This is a genomic window from Moritella sp. (assembly GCF_033791185.1).
GTDB lineage: Bacteria > Pseudomonadota > Gammaproteobacteria > Enterobacterales > Moritellaceae > Moritella.
The window spans coordinates 20577-37223 of the sequence record NZ_JASJHF010000014.1 but is presented as its reverse complement, the minus strand read 5'-3'; the positions used below and the strand labels follow the sequence as shown (position 1 = coordinate 37223).

Sequence of the window (16647 nt, the reverse complement as noted above, 5' to 3'; positions counted from 1 at the left end):
ATAACTTTGGATTAATCGTTATTATTCTTGATTGTAACGGTTTATTTCATTCTTATTTATTGCCTGTTGCCTGTCTTCAAAAGCACTCGCCCGTAAAAAGAAACGCCACCTTTGACGTGGTATGCGCTGCTTAATCATATTTTTGCTAACAACTAAATACTCAGTGCTTGCCACATTCGTTATCACCGTCACTTTCTTACGTGAGATATCAAATTTGGCGGGCACATGACGACCATTTTTAAACATCCCAAATTCAGTAAAGACTAATTGCTCAGGCTGCCCATATATATCATCTGTCGACACCCATTGACCCAACAGCGAGTTCTCCTGTGGTAAATTAAACCACAGTCCGACAAGCAAGATCCCGATCGTCATAATAAAGGTGATAATATATTTAATCATGGCCATCACTTTTAATAAAAAAAATCTCGATGCAATATAAAATCACACCGAGATCTAATCAATAAAATGACTTAGCGTCGATCTCAATAAAAGCCTAACTAAGTCACTCCAGTAGGTTTTAACAGACTATTTACCTGCTCTTATTCTGCAACCACAGGATAAGACACATCACCGGTTTTAATCAGCGTTTGTATTAGCATTTCATAGTCAGCCTGTGCATTAATGTTCTTTAATGTCTCAGCCAGACGAGCGGCTTCTTCTACATTCATTTCAGCATCACGTACAGATGAGAATTTAAGCAGTGTCACATCGCCATTAAGTGATGTTTCAGTCGCTACGCTTGCTTGTGCTGCCGCAGGTTTAGGCATTGAGAATAATTTGCTCAATACTTTGAAATCTGCTTTAGTATAATCAAAACGGCTTAACCATTCCGGCGCAGTAAAGCTAGCATCAATATTAGCTAGTTCAGCAGTAACACTTTCACCGGCGTTAATTTTAGCTGAAACAGTACTCATAAAGCTTAAGGCTTTTTGCTCTGCTTTTGTTGCTGTTAAGCGTTCAACGATTTCGTCATTAACATCTGCTAATGCTTTCGTCGTTTGCGGCTTGTATTCGTTAATACGAACAACAATGCTTTGCGTATCAGAAATATTAATAATTTCCGAGTTTAGTGATTCCGCAATAAAGTCTTGATCAAATAATGTTGCTGTTACTCTTGGGTCATTTAATGGAGCTGGTACTGAACTCGCAGAAAACAGTTCAGTTGAAACAACCGCTAACCCCGTTTCTTCAGACGCGACATCCAATGAATCAGGTACTTCAAAGGCTTGTGCAGCTAACTGCTCTGCTAATTCATCAAAACGAGAAACAGCCTGCTCATTTTTAAGACGTGTTTCAATTGACGCTTTAACGTCAGCAAATGCTTTTACTTCACCTGGTTCAACAGCTAATAACTTAATGATATGGAATCCAAAATCACTGCGTACTAGTTCAGTGGTTACGTCACCATCGTTCACTAATGCAAATGCAGCAGTTTCAAATGCAGGGTCCATGATACCTTTTTCTAACCAATCTAATTCACCGCCATTCTCACCACTGAACGTATCATCTGATGATGATTTCGCTAACTCAGCAAAGTCTGCGCCTGATTGGATTTGTGTTAACAAATCTTGTGCTTTCTGTTCAGCCGCTGATTCATCATCATTGAATGCAATAAGGATATGCGCAACTTTACGCTTATCTTCTTGTGCATAAGATGATTGATGTTCGCTGTAATAACTCTCAGCCGCATCAGCAGCTAATTCGATATCAGCACTGATGTTCTTCATATCAACAAGAATATACTCAGCAGATGCTTGCTCTGGCGTTTGGAAAAAAGCTTTGCTCTTTTCATAATAGCTCGTTACCTCTGCATCAGTGATGGTAATATCGCTAGCAAACTTGTTCACTGGCACGATAAGTTGGCTTAATTGACGTTGCTGATTTTGTAATGCCGCTAATTGCTGCACTTCATTTGGTAAACTAAATTCAGAGTTCACTAATGCGTCAGTCAATTGTTGTTGAGCAAAGTCGCTACGTAAACGTTCAACGAATTGTGCTGGAACCATGCCATTTTGACGTAATAAGCTGATATAACGCTCATCATTAAAAACACCGTCAGTTTGAAATTCTTGCATTGCAAAAATATAACCACGGATCTTGTCATCACCAATACGTAACGCTAGGTCAGCCGTCATTTGTTGTAACAAGTTTTGAGCAACTAACGTGTTTAGTGACTGTTGGCGAACTTGATTTTGGAATTCTGGTTGTTCCCAACGAGCGGCGAATGATTCACCTTGTTGAGACTCTAAACGAGTACGATCATTTCTAACTTGATTTTCAAGTGCTTGTGTTGAAATGTCGACACCATTCACTGTTGCAGCGGATTGAGTGCTACCACTACCTAGATAGCTACTGACACCAGCAAGGGCAAATGTAACGATCACTGCGCCTAAAATAATTTTAGCACCCGGTCCTTGTGAACCTTCGCGAAACTTCTCTAACATAATAGTATTCTCTAAACTGCAATACAGTCAATAACAATAAAAACGCACCCAATGGTGCGTATTTACTCAAAATTTAAAACCAATAGCTTAAGATTTCAATGCATCTTTTAATAATTTTCCGGCTTTGAACCCCGGGAGCTTCGATGCTGCTATTTGAATTTCCGCGCCTGTTTGTGGGTTGCGCCCCGTGCGTGCAGCACGATCACGAACACTAAAAGTACCAAAACCCACTAACGTAACAGCTTCTTCTTTTTCTAGCGTTTCAGTTACAGATTCGATCATTGCATCAATAGCACGGCCTGCAGCAGCTTTAGAAATATCAGCTTTAGCGGCAACACAATCTATCAGTTGAGCTTTATTCACTTTCGTCCCCTAATTATGAACATTGATATGTAATAGTTGAACATCAATATAACTAACTTTAACAGTATTTATAACAAGGTTAGAGTGACTATTCAAGTCTGGGTAGACACTCTAACCAAGGTATTACACTATTTTGATACCACTTCAAAAGCATCGGGATGATACTCTAGCGCAAGCTCTAGTACTTCATCAATCCAACGTACCGGATGGATCTCAAGATCGCCAATCACGTTTGCTGGAATTTCTTCCAAATCACGCTCATTTTCTTTGGGAATCAAGACACGTTTTATGCCACCACGATGTGCCGCTAATAACTTTTCTTTCAAGCCACCGATAGGTAATACTTCACCTCTTAACGTGATCTCACCTGTCATTGCAACGTTTGCACGTACAGGGTTACCCGTTAAGCTCGATACCAACGCTGTGCACATAGCAATACCTGCACTTGGACCATCTTTTGGTGTTGCACCTTCAGGTACGTGAACATGAATGTCACGCTTCTCGTAGAAATCATTATTGATGCGTAGTTTTTCCGCACGAGAACGAACAACTGTCATCGCAGCTTGAATAGACTCTTGCATCACCTCACCAAGCGAACCGGTGTAGTTCAGTTTGCCTTTACCTGGTACTGATGTGGTTTCAATAGTCAGTAAATCACCGCCTACTTCTGTCCATGCTAGACCAGTCACTTGACCAACGCGGCTTTCACTTTCAGTCTTACCAAAATCAAAACGTTGTACGCCTAAATACTCAGATAAGTTTTCTTGGGTGATCGTCACTGATTGAAGTGATTTGTTCAGCAAAATCTGTTTCACTGCTTTACGGCATAATTTAGAAATTTCACGCTCAAGTGAACGCACACCCGCTTCACGCGTGTAATAACGGATAATGCCCATTAAGGCGCTATCTTCAATGTTAATTTCTTTGGCTTTTAAACCGTTACGCTCAATTTGCTTGTCCAGTAGATGCTGTTTAGCAATATTTAGTTTTTCATCTTCGGTATAACCCGATAAACGAATCACTTCCATACGGTCAAGTAATGGACCAGGAATATTCATTGAATTCGATGTCGCAACAAACATTACGTCAGACAGATCGTAATCAACTTCTAAATAATGATCATTGAAAGTGGTATTTTGTTCAGGATCTAATACTTCCAGTAGTGCCGAAGCAGGATCGCCACGCATGTCCGACGCCATCTTATCAATTTCATCTAACAAGAATAGTGGATTGCGAACTTCAACCTTCGCCATTTTCTGGATAATTTTACCCGGCATAGAACCGATATAAGTACGGCGATGTCCACGAATTTCCGCTTCATCACGTACGCCACCCAGTGCCATACGCACGTACTTACGTCCTGTCGCTTTCGCAATAGACTGACCCAAAGATGTTTTACCTACACCTGGAGGACCGACAAGACATAGAATAGGACCTTTAAGTTTATTAACTCGGCTTTGTACCGCTAGATATTCTAGAATACGTTCTTTTACTTTATCGAGACCAAAGTGGTCTGAATCAAGTATTTCTAGCGCTTTTCCGATGTCTTTTTTAACTTTCGAGCGTTTCTTCCAAGGAACTGAAATCATCCAATCGATATAACTACGTACGACAGTTGCTTCTGCAGACATAGGCGACATCATTTTTAATTTATTTAACTCAGCAATGGTCTTAGCTTTTGGTTCCGCAGGCATGTTAGCTTGCTCAATTTTTTCAGCTAATTGTTCAAATTCATCAACACCATCTTCAGATTCACCGAGCTCTTTTTGAATCGCTTTCATTTGCTCATTCAAATAGTATTCGCGCTGGCTTTTTTCCATCTGTTTTTTAACACGTGTACGAATTTTCTTCTCTACGTGTAATAGGTCAATTTCAGATTCCATTTGTGCCATTAGGAACTCAAGACGTTCTGCAACGTTACTCAGTTCTAATACCACCTGCTTGTCTTCTAATTTTAATGGCATATGGGCAGCCATTGTATCTGCAAGACGCGCAGCTTCGTCAATCGCCATCACTGAGGTGAGTACTTCAGCTGGGATCTTTTTGTTTAGTTTTATATAACCTTCAAACTGACCGATTGCAGAGCGAATAAGTACATCTTCTTCTTTGTCAGATACTGACTCAGAAATAATGTATTCAATCTCGGCTTGGAAGTAGTCATCGCCATCATTCAAGCTATTTAATTTAGCTCGTTGTGTGCCTTCGACCAATACTTTAACCGTGCCATCAGGCAACTTTAACATTTGTAAAATATTAGCGACTGTACCCACGCTATTCAAATCATCGACTTGGGGATCATCTTGAGCTGCATCTTTTTGTGCAACTAAAAATATTTGCTTATCTGTATCCATTGCGGCTTCAAGACAACGAATTGACTTTTCTCGGCCAATAAACAAAGGAATTACCATGTGGGGATAAACCACAACATCACGCAATGGTAATACAGGTATATCTACGCGTTCCGTACGCTCAAAATTCATCTTGTCCTCACTTATAAAACTGGACTAAGGGCTAATATTGAATATATAGGGCTTTTTACTAAACAATCAATGCCAGGGGCTTAAAATATGAAAAATAATATAAAAAAAGGGGCATTGCGCCCCTTTTTAACAGTAAGTGCTTAAAAATCTAACACTAGTCTGCTGATACAGCCTGATTTTCAGTATTTTCATAAATCAAAATTGGTGCTGATTCTTCTTTAATTACAGACTCATCAATCACAACTTTGCTAATATCTTCAACTGAAGGAAGATCATACATAGTATCGAGTAAAACAGCTTCTACAATAGAGCGTAAACCACGAGCACCGGTATTTCGAGACATCGCTTTATGTGCAATTGCAGCGAGTGCATCTTCACGGAACTCTAATTCAACACCTTCTAAATCGAATAATGCAGCGTACTGTTTAGTCAGTGCATTTTTCGGTTCTGTTAAGATCTGAATCAATGCAGCTTCATCAAGTTCTGTTAATGTCGCAGTCACAGGTAAACGACCGATAAACTCAGGGATAAGACCGAATTTAACCAAATCTTGAGGTTCAACTTTTGCGAAGATTTGAGATAAAGTTGCTTTTTCAGCTTCACCCTTCACTTCCGCCGTAAAGCCGATACCGCTACCAACGTTATTACGCATTTCAATCACTTTGTCTAAACCAGCAAATGCACCACCACAGATAAATAAGATCTTAGATGTGTCTACTTGTAAAAACTCTTGTTGAGGATGCTTACGACCACCTTGTGGTGGTACTGAAGCAACAGTCCCTTCAATAAGTTTTAGCAATGCTTGCTGAACACCTTCACCCGATACGTCACGAGTAATAGATGGATTATCAGATTTGCGCGAAATCTTATCAATTTCATCGATATAGACAATACCACGTTGGGCTTTTTCTACGTCATAATCGCATTTTTGCAATAATTTCTGAATAATATTTTCAACATCTTCACCAACATAACCAGCTTCAGTTAATGTTGTTGCATCAGCCATAGTAAAAGGTACATCAAGAATACGTGCTAGTGTTTCAGCTAATAATGTTTTACCACTACCAGTTGGACCAATTAACAAGATATTACTCTTACCTAGTTCTACACCATTGGATGTATCGCCATTGCGTAAACGCTTATAGTGATTGTATACCGCAACTGCTAATACTTTCTTAGCATGATCTTGGCCAATGACGTAATCATCTAACTTGCCACGAATTTGATGCGGTGTCGGTAATTCATCACCTTCACGTTTTGGTGCAATTTCTTTAATCTCTTCACGAATTATATCGTTACAAAGATCAACACATTCATCACAAATGTAGACAGATGGGCCAGCAATTAACTTACGTACTTCATGTTGGCTTTTGCCACAAAAAGAACAATAGAGTAGTTTACCGTTATCCCCATTTTTTGTTTCTGTCATTCGATAACCTCACATTACAGGTGAAAGCCCCATGCCTAATCTTATTATGGCTAAAAGACAATCGACCTGTCAAAAATTACTTAGTCACGTTTTGTTATTACTGTATCGATAAGACCGTAATCCATCGCTTCAGCTGACGTCATATAATTATCACGATCTGTATCAGCCGCAAGACGATCAAATTCTTGACCTGTATGTTCAGCTAATATTTCATTTAATTTACGCTTAGTTTTAATAATCTCATTGGCGTGAATTTCAATATCAGATGCTTGACCTTGATAACCACCTAAAGGTTGGTGAATCATAATCTTAGCATTCGGTAATGCGTGACGCTTACCTTTTTCGCCACCAGCAAGTAGGAATGCACCCATACTCGCAGCCATACCCATACAAATGGTAGATACGTTTGGCTTAATAAATTGCATCGTGTCATAAATTGACATACCAGCACTAACAGAACCACCTGGAGAATTGATATAAAGGAAAATATCTTTATCTGGGTTTTCTGATTCTAAGAAAAGTAACTGTGCAACAACAAGATTAGCCATATGATCTTCGACCTGGCCAGTCAAAAAGATTACACGGTCTTTTAAAAGTCGAGAATAGATGTCATAAGAGCGCTCGCCTTTAGCTGTTTGTTCAACAACCATTGGTACTAACGCGTTTGACGGAGACTCTGTGATATCATTAAAGAATTGTGACATATTATCATCCCTAAATAAAAATGGCCCAAGTGAAATACCCTCACTCGAGCCATTATAGCGCTTAATTACGTATTTTGTTCAATCTAATCAACAATTATGCGTTTTGACTCGCTTTATTCATTAGCTCTTCAAACGCAACTTCTTTTTCTGTCACGTTTGCTTTTTCTAATACTAAATCAATAGCTTGGTCTTCAACAGCTACGTTACGAACGTTTTCTAGTGCTTGTTCGTTGTCTTTGTAGTGTGCGATTACTTCAGCTGGATCTTCGTATGCAGAAGCCATAGATGCGATCATATCTTGAACACGTGCGTCATCTGCAGTGATTTCGTTTACTTTGATGAATTCACCAAGAACTAGACCGATTTTAACACGACGGCTAGCTTGCTCTGTGAATAATTCATCAGGAAGTTCTGGTGCGTTTTGTGGTGCCATTTGGCCAAAACGTTGCATAGCTTGTTCACGTAATGTAACGATTTCTTGCTTAACTAGTGCAGCAGGAACGTCGATGTCATTTGATGAAACTAATGCGTCAAGCACTTTAGTTTTTGTGTCAGCTTTGATAGCTTGCTCAAGTTCACGGCTCATGTTTTTGCTGATTTCAGTTTTTAGAGACTCAAGAGTACCGTCTTCAACACCGAATTTACCTACGAATTCAGCATTAATTTCAGGAAGTTCTTGCGCTTCAACAGCGTTTAGCTTAATAGCGAAGCTTGCAGTTTTACCTTTCAGGTTTTCTGCATGGTATTCTTCTGGGAAAGTTACTTCAACAGTGAACTCTTCGCCTGCAGATTTACCTACGATGCCTTCTTCGAAACCAGGGATCATACGACCTTGGCCCATAGCTAGTGTGAAATCTTCAGCTTTGCCGCCTTCAAATTCAACACCGTCGATGCTACCGTTAAAGTCAACTTTAACTTGGTCGTTAGCTTCAGCAGCGCGATCAGCAGTAACCCACTCAGCGTGTTGCTTACGTAAAGTTTCGATCATGCCATCAACATCAGCGTCTGTTACTGAAGATACTGATTTTTCGATTTCGATTGCTTCGATACCAGCAACTTCGAATTCTGGGTAAACTTCAAGCGTTGCAGTGAAAGAGAAATCTTCGCCTTCTTTAACTTGTGCAGGTTCAAGTGTTGGAGCACCAGCAAGGTTTAGTTTTTCTGCTACGATTGCTTCGTAGAAGTTACGTTGCATGATTTCGCCAGCAACTTCTTCAGCTACAGCAGCGCCAAAGCGTTTTTTGATTACTTTAGCTGGTACTTTACCTGGACGGAAACCATCGATACGTTGAGTTTTTGCTAAACCACGTAAACGGTTGTCGATTTCTTTGCTAACTGTTGCAGCTGGAACTGTGATAGTTAAACGGCGCTCTAGGCCTTGAGTCGTTTCTACAGAAACTTGCATTTAGATACCTCTAATGAATTTATTAACATTTCCAACTGGAAATTTAAGACGCGATATTATAGCTAGCAGCAAGAAAAAAATCGAGCATTGCCACTCTAAATAGCACTTTAATATTTTATTTGCTTATAATGTATGGATGAAAAGTTAAAATTCAAGAACAAAAATGACTTTTATGGCTAAATAAGATGAAAAACAACAAATTTACAGTTTTATATCTTCACTTTGGTTAATTACTCACCATCACCGATAAGATCCAGAATCTCCGCTAATCTAATCGAGTCTCACTACGTTGATGTAAATTCCCCATAGCGCCAACCCATAACAAACAGTATTGCTGAGCAGTATAAAATTAAAAATTACACTATAATCAATTTGACGTTAGCCAGATTAATTCCTTTAAATTGCAGTTCGGAGTTGCTATGACCCTTATCGAGATTGAGCGTGCATTTCTAGATTTTACCAATCAGCTAGAATCGCTCAAAGAAAAATACCCCAACCCAGAAATGATGCAACATATTGATAATCTCATGACCGACACCCAAATTATCAAATTAAAAGTAATGCGCTTAGAAAGTGTCAAAGAGCAAGACCTGCAAGACTTGTCGCTATCTGTGGCTTGTCACATAAAGAAGTTACAAGAACAAATATCAGCACTAAAACAATCATTTGAAATCGTCACCTTCAATGCTTGAGGCTCATAGATAAAGTACTTTATCTTCATCATAAATAGCGCAATTAACATTTCTGTAACTATACTTCGGCAAATAACAGTGGATTGTTAAGTGCTGACAGTTGTCACAGAGAGCTAACACAATTCACTCATTATCTAATCTATATTTTGCGAGTCATTATGGATAATTTTGAGGGAGGTTATGTGCGCTTATCTAAACTAACAATAACATTAATCGCATTTGTACTAGGGATTGTATCAACACCACTACTTGCCCAGCAGTCGACACTAAATATGACCGAGGGCGTCACCGGTATCAGTAATACCGTCTATAACTTACACATGACCATTCTCTATATCTGTATTGCTATTGCAGTGATCGTGTTTAGCATTATGTTCTGGTCTTTATATCGTCATCGTAAGTCCAAAGGGGCTGTAGCAGCCAAATTCCATGAAAGCACCACAGTCGAAATTATTTGGACTGCTATCCCCATTGTTATCTTAATTGGTATGGCGATCCCCTCAACACAAGCGCTAATTCTGATGGAAGATACCACAGAAGCGGATATCACCATTCAAATCACGGGGTCACAATGGAAGTGGCATTATCGCTATTTCGATGATGATCTTGAGTTTTACAGCCGTTTAACCACCAGCCAAGCAGAAATCAATAATGAAGTAGAAAAACAGCCGCATTACCTCAAAGACGTCGATAACCCGCTAGTATTACCCACCAATAAAAAAATCCGTTTTTTGATCACCGCTGATGATGTTATCCATTCATGGTGGGTACCAGCCTTTGCCGTAAAGAAAGATGCCAATCCGGGTTTTATTAATGAAGCTTGGACCAAGATTGATACACCAGGAACCTACCGCGGCCAATGCGCTGAGTTATGTGGTAAAGATCATGGTTTCATGCCGATTGTGGTCACCGCGCTAGAGCCTGCAGCATTTGATACTTGGTTAGCGCAAGCAAAAGTAACAGCCAAACAACAGCTACAAGCAGAGCAGCAAAGTCTGACGCAAACGCTAGATATGCCGGCAATGATGACGCTCGGCGAGGAAGTCTATAACCGTACTTGCGCAGCTTGCCATCAAGCTGGAGGGCTCGGTATTCCTGGCGCATTCCCAGCACTTAAAGACAGTCCAATTGCACTTGGCGATGTGAATAAACACATTGATATTGTCCTGCACGGAGTGTCCGGCACCGCAATGGCAGCATTTGCCAAACAATTAACTAAAAAAGAGCTCGCAGCAGTTATCACCTATGAACGTAATGCTTGGGAAAATAATACCGGTGACATTGTACAGCCAGCGCAAATCGACACTGCATTAAGCAATGGCAACTAATCGGTAATTCAAGGGACTGCACATGAGCGATATACATTTGAAAAATAATGCAGAGCAAGTAATTAACTCTATTTCTGATTCACACCACGATGACGAACACCACGGCGCACCAAAAGGTTACAAACGTTGGTTGTTTTCGACTAACCACAAAGACATTGGTAGCCTGTATCTGTGGTTTAGCTTAACCATGTTTTTTATTGGTGGCGCCATGGCCATGATCATTCGCGCAGAACTATTCCAGCCTGGTCTGCAGTTAGTTGAACCTAATTTTTTCAACCAAATGACCACATCACATGGACTCATCATGGTGTTTGGCGCCGTTATGCCGGCTTTTGTTGGCTTAGCTAACTGGATGTTACCGCTGATGATAGGTGCGCCGGATATGGCGCTGCCACGCATGAATAACTGGAGCTTTTGGATTTTACCGTTTGCCTTTTCATTATTGCTGTTATCACTATTTACCGAAGGTGGCGGCCCTAACTTTGGTTGGACCTTCTATCCACCGTTATCAACTAAATACAGTCCCGATAGTACCGCTATGTTTGTATTCTCAGTGCATTTAATGGGGATAAGCTCAATAATGGGCGCAATTAACGTCATCGTGACAATTTTAAATATGCGCGCACCGGGCATGACATTAATGAAAATGCCAATGTTCGTGTGGACTTGGTTAATTACCGCATTCCTATTAATTGCTGTGATGCCAGTATTAGCGGGTGCAGTGACTATGATCTTGACCGATAAGTATTTTGGTACCAGTTTCTTTGATGCGGCAGGTGGTGGTGATCCGGTACTCTTCCAACATATATTCTGGTTCTTTGGTCATCCCGAAGTGTATATTATGATCTTGCCATCATTTGGCATCATCTCAGCGATCATTCCGACCTTTGCTCGTAAACAATTATTTGGCTATCACTCGATGGTGTACGCCACAGCATCCATTGCTATTTTGAGTTTCACCGTGTGGGCACATCACATGTTTACTGTCGGCTTACCGCTCGCCGCAGAACTATTCTTTATGTATTGCACCATGCTTATATCAGTGCCAACTGGGGTAAAAATATTTAATTGGGTATCAACCCTGTGGCGTGGTTCAATTACTTTTGAAGTGCCGATGCTATTTTCACTGGCATTCATCGTCCTGTTTACTATTGGTGGTTTCTCAGGATTAATGCTGGCTATCACCCCCGCTGACTTCCAATACCATGACACCTATTTTGTGGTGGCTCACTTTCATTACGTACTGGTGACTGGCGCGGTGTTCTCGATTATGGCAGCGGCCTATTACTGGCTACCGAAATGGACAGGTTATATGTTCAATGAAACATTGGGTAAATGGCATTTTTGGTGTTCACTTATCTCGGTCAACATCCTGTTTTTCCCTATGCATTTCTTAGGGCTTGCCGGTATGCCACGCCGAATTCCTGACTACGCATTGCAATTTGCTGATATCAATAAAATAGTCAGTATTGGTGGTTTCCTGTTTGGGCTGTCTCAGTTGATTTTCGTTACTGTAGTTATTATGGCGGTTCGTGGTGGTCAAAAAGCCCCAGCAAAACCATGGGAAGGTGCTGAAGGGTTAGAATGGACAGTGCCTTCACCAGCGCCTTATCACACCTTTGACACACCGCCAGAGGTGAAGTAATGACAGCGCCGAAAATAAAACAACACTTACGCCTGCTAATTTTTAGCGCCGTCGGTATGTTCGGTTTTGGTTTTGCCTTAGTGCCACTCTATGATGTGTTTTGTGACATTACCGGGCTAAACGGCAAAGATTATAGCCGAGAGTCATCCGTACCGATGACAACTGTCGATAAGTCTCGCACTGTAAAGGTTGAGTTTGTCACCTATCTAAGCAAGCAGCTGCCTTGGCAATTTAAACCTGAGATTAACAGCATTGAGTTACATCCCGGTGAGCGTTATCAAGTCAGCTTTGTCGCCACCAACCAAAGTGCTCAAGACACCTTTGGCCGCGCCGTCCCGTCGATTAGCCCTGGGTATGGCGCACAGTACTTAGTTAAGACTGAATGCTTTTGCTTTCAAGAGCAAATGTTAGCGGCCAATGCAGAGGCAATGATGCCACTCATCTTTTATATCGACCCTAACATCCCCGCAGATATATCGACATTAACCCTCGCCTATACTCTGTTTAAAAACGAGCCAGCACCCTCTTTAACAGTGAATCAATAAAAGTAGCGATGCGCTAGGAGCCTTGTAATGCCAGATAATAACGAATATGCCAACGCCCCAAAGAACTATTATGTACCAGCCAGTAGTGCTTGGCCTTTAGTCGGTGCCATTGCACTTTTTATCATTGCCATTGGCGCTGCCACGACAGTACAAATGGTCGGTAAGGAAGGCAGCAACATCGGCATACCGATTTTATTTGTTGGTATCGCGGTTTTATTGTTTATGCTTTTTAGTTGGTTTCGTAATGTCGTTAGCGAATCAATGCAAGGGCTCTACAATGAACAGCTCGACCGTTCATTTCGAATGGGCATGTTATGGTTTATATTTTCTGAAGTGATGTTTTTTGTGGCGTTATTCGGGGTTTTATTTTATCTGCGTAACTTGTCGATTCCTTGGCTCGGTGGTGAAGATAATAATGCCATGACCCATGACGTGATTTGGTCTGAATTTATCCCCACATGGCCACTAACAACGACACCTGATGGTCGAGAAACCCAAGCAATGCCTTGGTATGGATTACCATTAATTAATACAGTGATTTTGATTAGTTCATCAGTGACACTACATTTTGCTCACCATAATCTGATTGCCAAACACCGCGGTAAATTAGTCACTTGGTTATTTATTACCGTGGTTCTAGGTATTACGTTCTTATTTTTCCAAGCTGAAGAGTACATACACGCCTATCAAGCTTTATCGTTACGCTTTGATTCGGGCGTCTATGGCAATACTTTTTATATGCTCACTGGTTTTCATGGTATGCACGTTACCTTGGGTGTGATCATGTTAACTGTAATGCTATTACGGGTCATCAATGGTCACTTTACCCCAGGTAAACATTTTGCCTTTGAAGCCTCCGCTTGGTATTGGCACTTTGTGGATGTAGTTTGGATTATTTTGTTTATTTTTGTCTACATTGTTTAGTGACTCAGCCCCTATGTATCGCTAACGTCGATATCAAATAAGCTAAAATTAACAATAGGCTTGTTTGGTATCGTCTTTTCTCATCAATAGTTACTAGCTCTTTGACTTCACCAGCATTAATCTTTAGAATCTGCGGAAATTAGCGATGGAGAAATCAAATGGAAACTTTAACGATCACCCGCCCAGACGACTGGCACCTGCACCTTCGAGATGGTGATGTTTTAAAACATACTGTTGCGGACATTAGCCGTTACATGGGTCGCGCTATTATTATGCCTAACCTAGTACCGCCAGTAACGAACGCTGAAATTGCCAAAGATTATCACCAACGTATCTTAGCTAACGTACCTGCAGGTTCTGCATTTAGTCCATTAATGACTATCTATTTGACTGACCAAACCACAGCTGAAGATATCCGCGCAGCAAAAGCAACCGGCATCGTTTATGCGGCAAAGCTTTACCCCGCTGGCGCAACAACAAATTCATCATCCGGTGTAACCTCAATTAAGAATGTTTACCCTGCACTACAAGCATTACAAGATGCGGGTATGCCACTGTTATTACACGGTGAAGTGACAGATGCAGATATCGATATTTTTGATCGTGAAAAAGTATATTTAGATACTGTGCTAAAACCAGTTATTGCTGATTTTCCCAATTTAAAAATTGTGCTTGAACACATCACCACTGCAGATGCGGTTGAGTTTGTGAATAATGCTAGCGACAATATCGCAGCAACAATTACCGCACATCACTTATTATTCAATCGTAACCACATGTTAGTGGGCGGTATTAAGCCGCACTATTACTGTTTACCAATTTTGAAACGTAATACCCATCAAGCAGCACTGATTCAAGCGGCGACAAGCGGTAGCAATAAGTTCTTCTTGGGTACAGATTCTGCGCCTCACGCTGATGATAAAAAAGAGTCAGCTTGTGGTTGTGCTGGTGCTTACACTTCACATGCTGCAATTGAACTTTACGCTGAAGTATTTGAGCAAGAAAATGCCCTTGATAAACTAGAAGCATTTGCCAGCTTCAATGGCCCTGATTTTTATAACTTACCACGCAACGCTGACACTATTACGTTAGAAAAATCTGCATGGCAAGTACCAACAACGCTGCCTTTTGGTGATGCTAAAATGGTACCAATCAGAACTGGCGAAACAATCGCTTGGCAAGTAAAATAACACCTCACTCATAATGTGTTACTATCCCAGCACCCTGTGCTGGGATATTCCTCTATAAGCTGCTAATAAATTTAATCTTTCTGCTGTTTACCTACCACTTTATTAAAACAACTCTATCCTTAATATTATGCTCAAACAGGCGCTTATAATATTGCGCTAAGCGATTATTGATTAAGGCTAACGATGCAAAATAAGGCTAATACCATAGCAAAGCATAAATACCCTAAACGCTTAATTGGATTTGTGGTCTTTAGCCTGCTCGCTATTAGTGTTTGTATTAAACTCGGTAGCTGGCAACTCGAACGCGCACAACAAAAACAAGCGCTACTCGATATTGATCAAACAGTCATCACCAGATTAAGCCAGATAACGCCAGATAGCTTGCATCGTCAGGTGGCATTGTCCGGTTTTTTTGATAATCAGCATCCCATCTTACTCGACAATCAAACCAATAATAAACGTATCGGTTATCACTTATATCTACCTTTTTATAGCGGTGAACATCGCCTATTAGTGAACCTCGGATGGTTAGCTGCGCCATCGTCACGACTATTACTACCTATCATCCCTCGCTTTACGGGCAATTATCATTTAACTGGCACGTTAAGCGCGCAGCAAGGCTCACCTTGGTTACTTGGTGGCAATCTGCATACTGCAACAAATAATGTATTAGTGGTGCAGCGTACGGTTATTTCACAGTTACAAACATACCTAAATACCCCACTCAAACCATTATTACTGCAACTTGATAAAGATTCACCAGTTGGCTTTAGCAAAAGCTGGCGTATCACAGTGATGCCACCAGCAAAGCACACCGCCTATGCAGTGCAATGGTTTGCGTTGGCATTTGCATTAAGTCTGTGCAGTGGTTATTGGTTGAAGAAATATCAAGTAAATAACAGCAATACGCAAGATAAGGATTAGTCATGCAAAAGAAACCTCTAGTTATTATGTTCAGTTTATTTATCGCGCCTATTCTCGTCGCCAAACTGGTGCTCGTTAATGATTGGTACCAGGGAGCAGAAACCAATACGGGACAACTAATATCACCGCCCCTAACATTAGCATCCGCTCCTAAAGCATGGTTACTGCTCTATAACCCAAACCATGACCCAAGCACTAGTTCAAACAATAGCCAGACCGACAGTTGCAGCGCGGTTTGCAAACAGAGCTTATGGCAAATACAGCAAGTACATACCCTACTCGCGGCAGAGGGAAGTCGCGTTAAACGCTATGTCACCGCGCTCCCTACACTTGAGTCAGATAAGATCGATACTCTGGCCCTCACAAAATTATCATTGAGCACCTTAAACCAGCAGCAATTAGTCACGGATACACTATATTTAGTTGATCCATTGGGAAATATTTTCATGCACTATCAATTTCCTGCAGATAAGACGGCAGCATTGAAAATATCAGCGGGTTTATTAAAGGATTTAAAGCGCTTACTTAAAATATCGAAAATAGGGTAAGCATTGCAATAAACAAGGATTGT

At 40.8% G+C, this 16647-nt stretch carries 15 protein-coding genes; 8 read left to right on the top strand and 7 right to left on the bottom strand.

The genetic code is table 11. The features are described from left to right. Window positions 1–21: 21 nt before the first annotated feature. From QNK26_RS00865 to tig, 7 genes are all read right to left on the bottom strand, one after another. Window positions 22–402 carry a hypothetical protein gene (locus QNK26_RS00865; protein ID WP_319220372.1) on the bottom strand — a complete coding sequence of 127 codons (381 nt, stop codon included), beginning with the start codon at window positions 400–402 and terminating at the stop codon, window positions 22–24. Window positions 403–542: 140 nt separating this feature from the next. Further along, window positions 543–2447, bottom strand: coding sequence for a SurA N-terminal domain-containing protein (locus QNK26_RS00860; protein ID WP_319220371.1), 1905 nt, complete (start codon window positions 2445–2447; stop codon window positions 543–545). 87 nt (window positions 2448–2534) lie between these two features. Further along, complete coding sequence (locus tag QNK26_RS00855) at window positions 2535–2810, bottom strand: HU family DNA-binding protein (protein ID WP_319220370.1); 276 nt, start codon at window positions 2808–2810, stop codon at window positions 2535–2537. Window positions 2811–2938: 128 nt separating this feature from the next. After that, the gene (gene lon / locus QNK26_RS00850; RefSeq protein ID WP_319220369.1) at window positions 2939–5290 is read right to left on the bottom strand and encodes an endopeptidase La; all 2352 of its coding nucleotides are present in this window, start codon (window positions 5288–5290) and stop codon (window positions 2939–2941) included. 154 nt (window positions 5291–5444) lie between these two features. Beyond that, window positions 5445–6719, bottom strand: coding sequence for an ATP-dependent protease ATP-binding subunit ClpX (gene clpX / locus QNK26_RS00845; RefSeq protein ID WP_319220368.1), 1275 nt, complete (start codon window positions 6717–6719; stop codon window positions 5445–5447). A gap of 80 nt (window positions 6720–6799) precedes the next feature. Beyond that, window positions 6800–7423 carry an ATP-dependent Clp endopeptidase proteolytic subunit ClpP gene (gene clpP / locus QNK26_RS00840; RefSeq protein WP_319220367.1) on the bottom strand — a complete coding sequence of 208 codons (624 nt, stop codon included), beginning with the start codon at window positions 7421–7423 and terminating at the stop codon, window positions 6800–6802. Window positions 7424–7517: 94 nt separating this feature from the next. Further along, window positions 7518–8828 carry a trigger factor gene (gene tig / locus QNK26_RS00835; protein ID WP_319220366.1) on the bottom strand — a complete coding sequence of 437 codons (1311 nt, stop codon included), beginning with the start codon at window positions 8826–8828 and terminating at the stop codon, window positions 7518–7520. A gap of 419 nt (window positions 8829–9247) precedes the next feature. On the opposite strand from tig, the gene QNK26_RS00830 reads away from it, so the two are divergent. From QNK26_RS00830 to QNK26_RS00795, 8 genes are all read left to right on the top strand, one after another. Beyond that, window positions 9248–9520: a hypothetical protein gene (locus tag QNK26_RS00830; RefSeq protein ID WP_319220365.1), complete on the top strand. Its 273-nt coding sequence runs from the start codon at window positions 9248–9250 to the stop codon at window positions 9518–9520. Between the two features lie 158 nt (window positions 9521–9678). Further along, entirely contained in the window at window positions 9679–10848 is a 1170-nt protein-coding gene (gene coxB / locus QNK26_RS00825) for a cytochrome c oxidase subunit II (RefSeq protein WP_319220364.1), read from the top strand. Window positions 10849–10870: 22 nt separating this feature from the next. Continuing rightward, a complete protein-coding gene (ctaD, locus tag QNK26_RS00820) occupies window positions 10871–12493 on the top strand; it encodes a cytochrome c oxidase subunit I (RefSeq protein ID WP_319220363.1) in 1623 nt (540 codons plus the stop codon). Then, window positions 12493–13038 (top strand): cytochrome c oxidase assembly protein, encoded by a 546-nt coding sequence (locus QNK26_RS00815; protein WP_319220362.1) that lies wholly within the window; start codon window positions 12493–12495, stop codon window positions 13036–13038. The genes ctaD and QNK26_RS00815 overlap by 1 nt, the downstream gene beginning before the upstream one ends. Window positions 13039–13065: 27 nt before the next feature. Then, on the top strand, window positions 13066–13962 hold the full coding sequence (locus QNK26_RS00810; RefSeq protein ID WP_319220361.1) for a cytochrome c oxidase subunit 3: 897 nt from the start codon (window positions 13066–13068) through the stop codon (window positions 13960–13962). 158 nt (window positions 13963–14120) lie between these two features. Then, entirely contained in the window at window positions 14121–15152 is a 1032-nt protein-coding gene (gene pyrC, locus QNK26_RS00805) for a dihydroorotase (protein ID WP_319220360.1), read from the top strand. Between the two features lie 183 nt (window positions 15153–15335). Beyond that, on the top strand, window positions 15336–16076 hold the full coding sequence (locus tag QNK26_RS00800) for an SURF1 family protein (RefSeq protein WP_319220359.1): 741 nt from the start codon (window positions 15336–15338) through the stop codon (window positions 16074–16076). Window positions 16077–16078: 2 nt separating this feature from the next. Next, window positions 16079–16624: a hypothetical protein gene (locus QNK26_RS00795; RefSeq protein ID WP_319220358.1), complete on the top strand. Its 546-nt coding sequence runs from the start codon at window positions 16079–16081 to the stop codon at window positions 16622–16624. Window positions 16625–16647: the final 23 nt, after the last annotated feature.

Excerpts from the sequence above, each read along its gene's own strand:
- QNK26_RS00865 (WP_319220372.1), bottom strand. The coding sequence starts at position 402 with ATGATTAAATATATTATCACCTTTATTATGACGATCGGGATCTTGCTT.
- QNK26_RS00860 (WP_319220371.1), bottom strand. The coding sequence starts at position 2,447 with ATGTTAGAGAAGTTTCGCGAAGGTTCACAAGGACCGGGTGCTAAAATT.
- lon (WP_319220369.1), bottom strand. The coding sequence starts at position 5,290 with ATGAATTTTGAGCGTACGGAACGCGTAGATATACCTGTATTACCATTG.
- clpX (WP_319220368.1), bottom strand. The coding sequence starts at position 6,719 with ATGACAGAAACAAAAAATGGGGATAACGGTAAACTACTCTATTGTTCT.
- clpP (WP_319220367.1), bottom strand. The coding sequence starts at position 7,423 with ATGTCACAATTCTTTAATGATATCACAGAGTCTCCGTCAAACGCGTTA.
- tig (WP_319220366.1), bottom strand. The coding sequence starts at position 8,828 with ATGCAAGTTTCTGTAGAAACGACTCAAGGCCTAGAGCGCCGTTTAACT.
- QNK26_RS00830 (WP_319220365.1), top strand. The coding sequence starts at position 9,248 with ATGACCCTTATCGAGATTGAGCGTGCATTTCTAGATTTTACCAATCAG.
- coxB (WP_319220364.1), top strand. The coding sequence starts at position 9,679 with ATGGATAATTTTGAGGGAGGTTATGTGCGCTTATCTAAACTAACAATA.
- ctaD (WP_319220363.1), top strand. The coding sequence starts at position 10,871 with ATGAGCGATATACATTTGAAAAATAATGCAGAGCAAGTAATTAACTCT.
- QNK26_RS00815 (WP_319220362.1), top strand. The coding sequence starts at position 12,493 with ATGACAGCGCCGAAAATAAAACAACACTTACGCCTGCTAATTTTTAGC.
- QNK26_RS00810 (WP_319220361.1), top strand. The coding sequence starts at position 13,066 with ATGCCAGATAATAACGAATATGCCAACGCCCCAAAGAACTATTATGTA.
- pyrC (WP_319220360.1), top strand. The coding sequence starts at position 14,121 with ATGGAAACTTTAACGATCACCCGCCCAGACGACTGGCACCTGCACCTT.
- QNK26_RS00800 (WP_319220359.1), top strand. The coding sequence starts at position 15,336 with ATGCAAAATAAGGCTAATACCATAGCAAAGCATAAATACCCTAAACGC.
- QNK26_RS00795 (WP_319220358.1), top strand. The coding sequence starts at position 16,079 with ATGCAAAAGAAACCTCTAGTTATTATGTTCAGTTTATTTATCGCGCCT.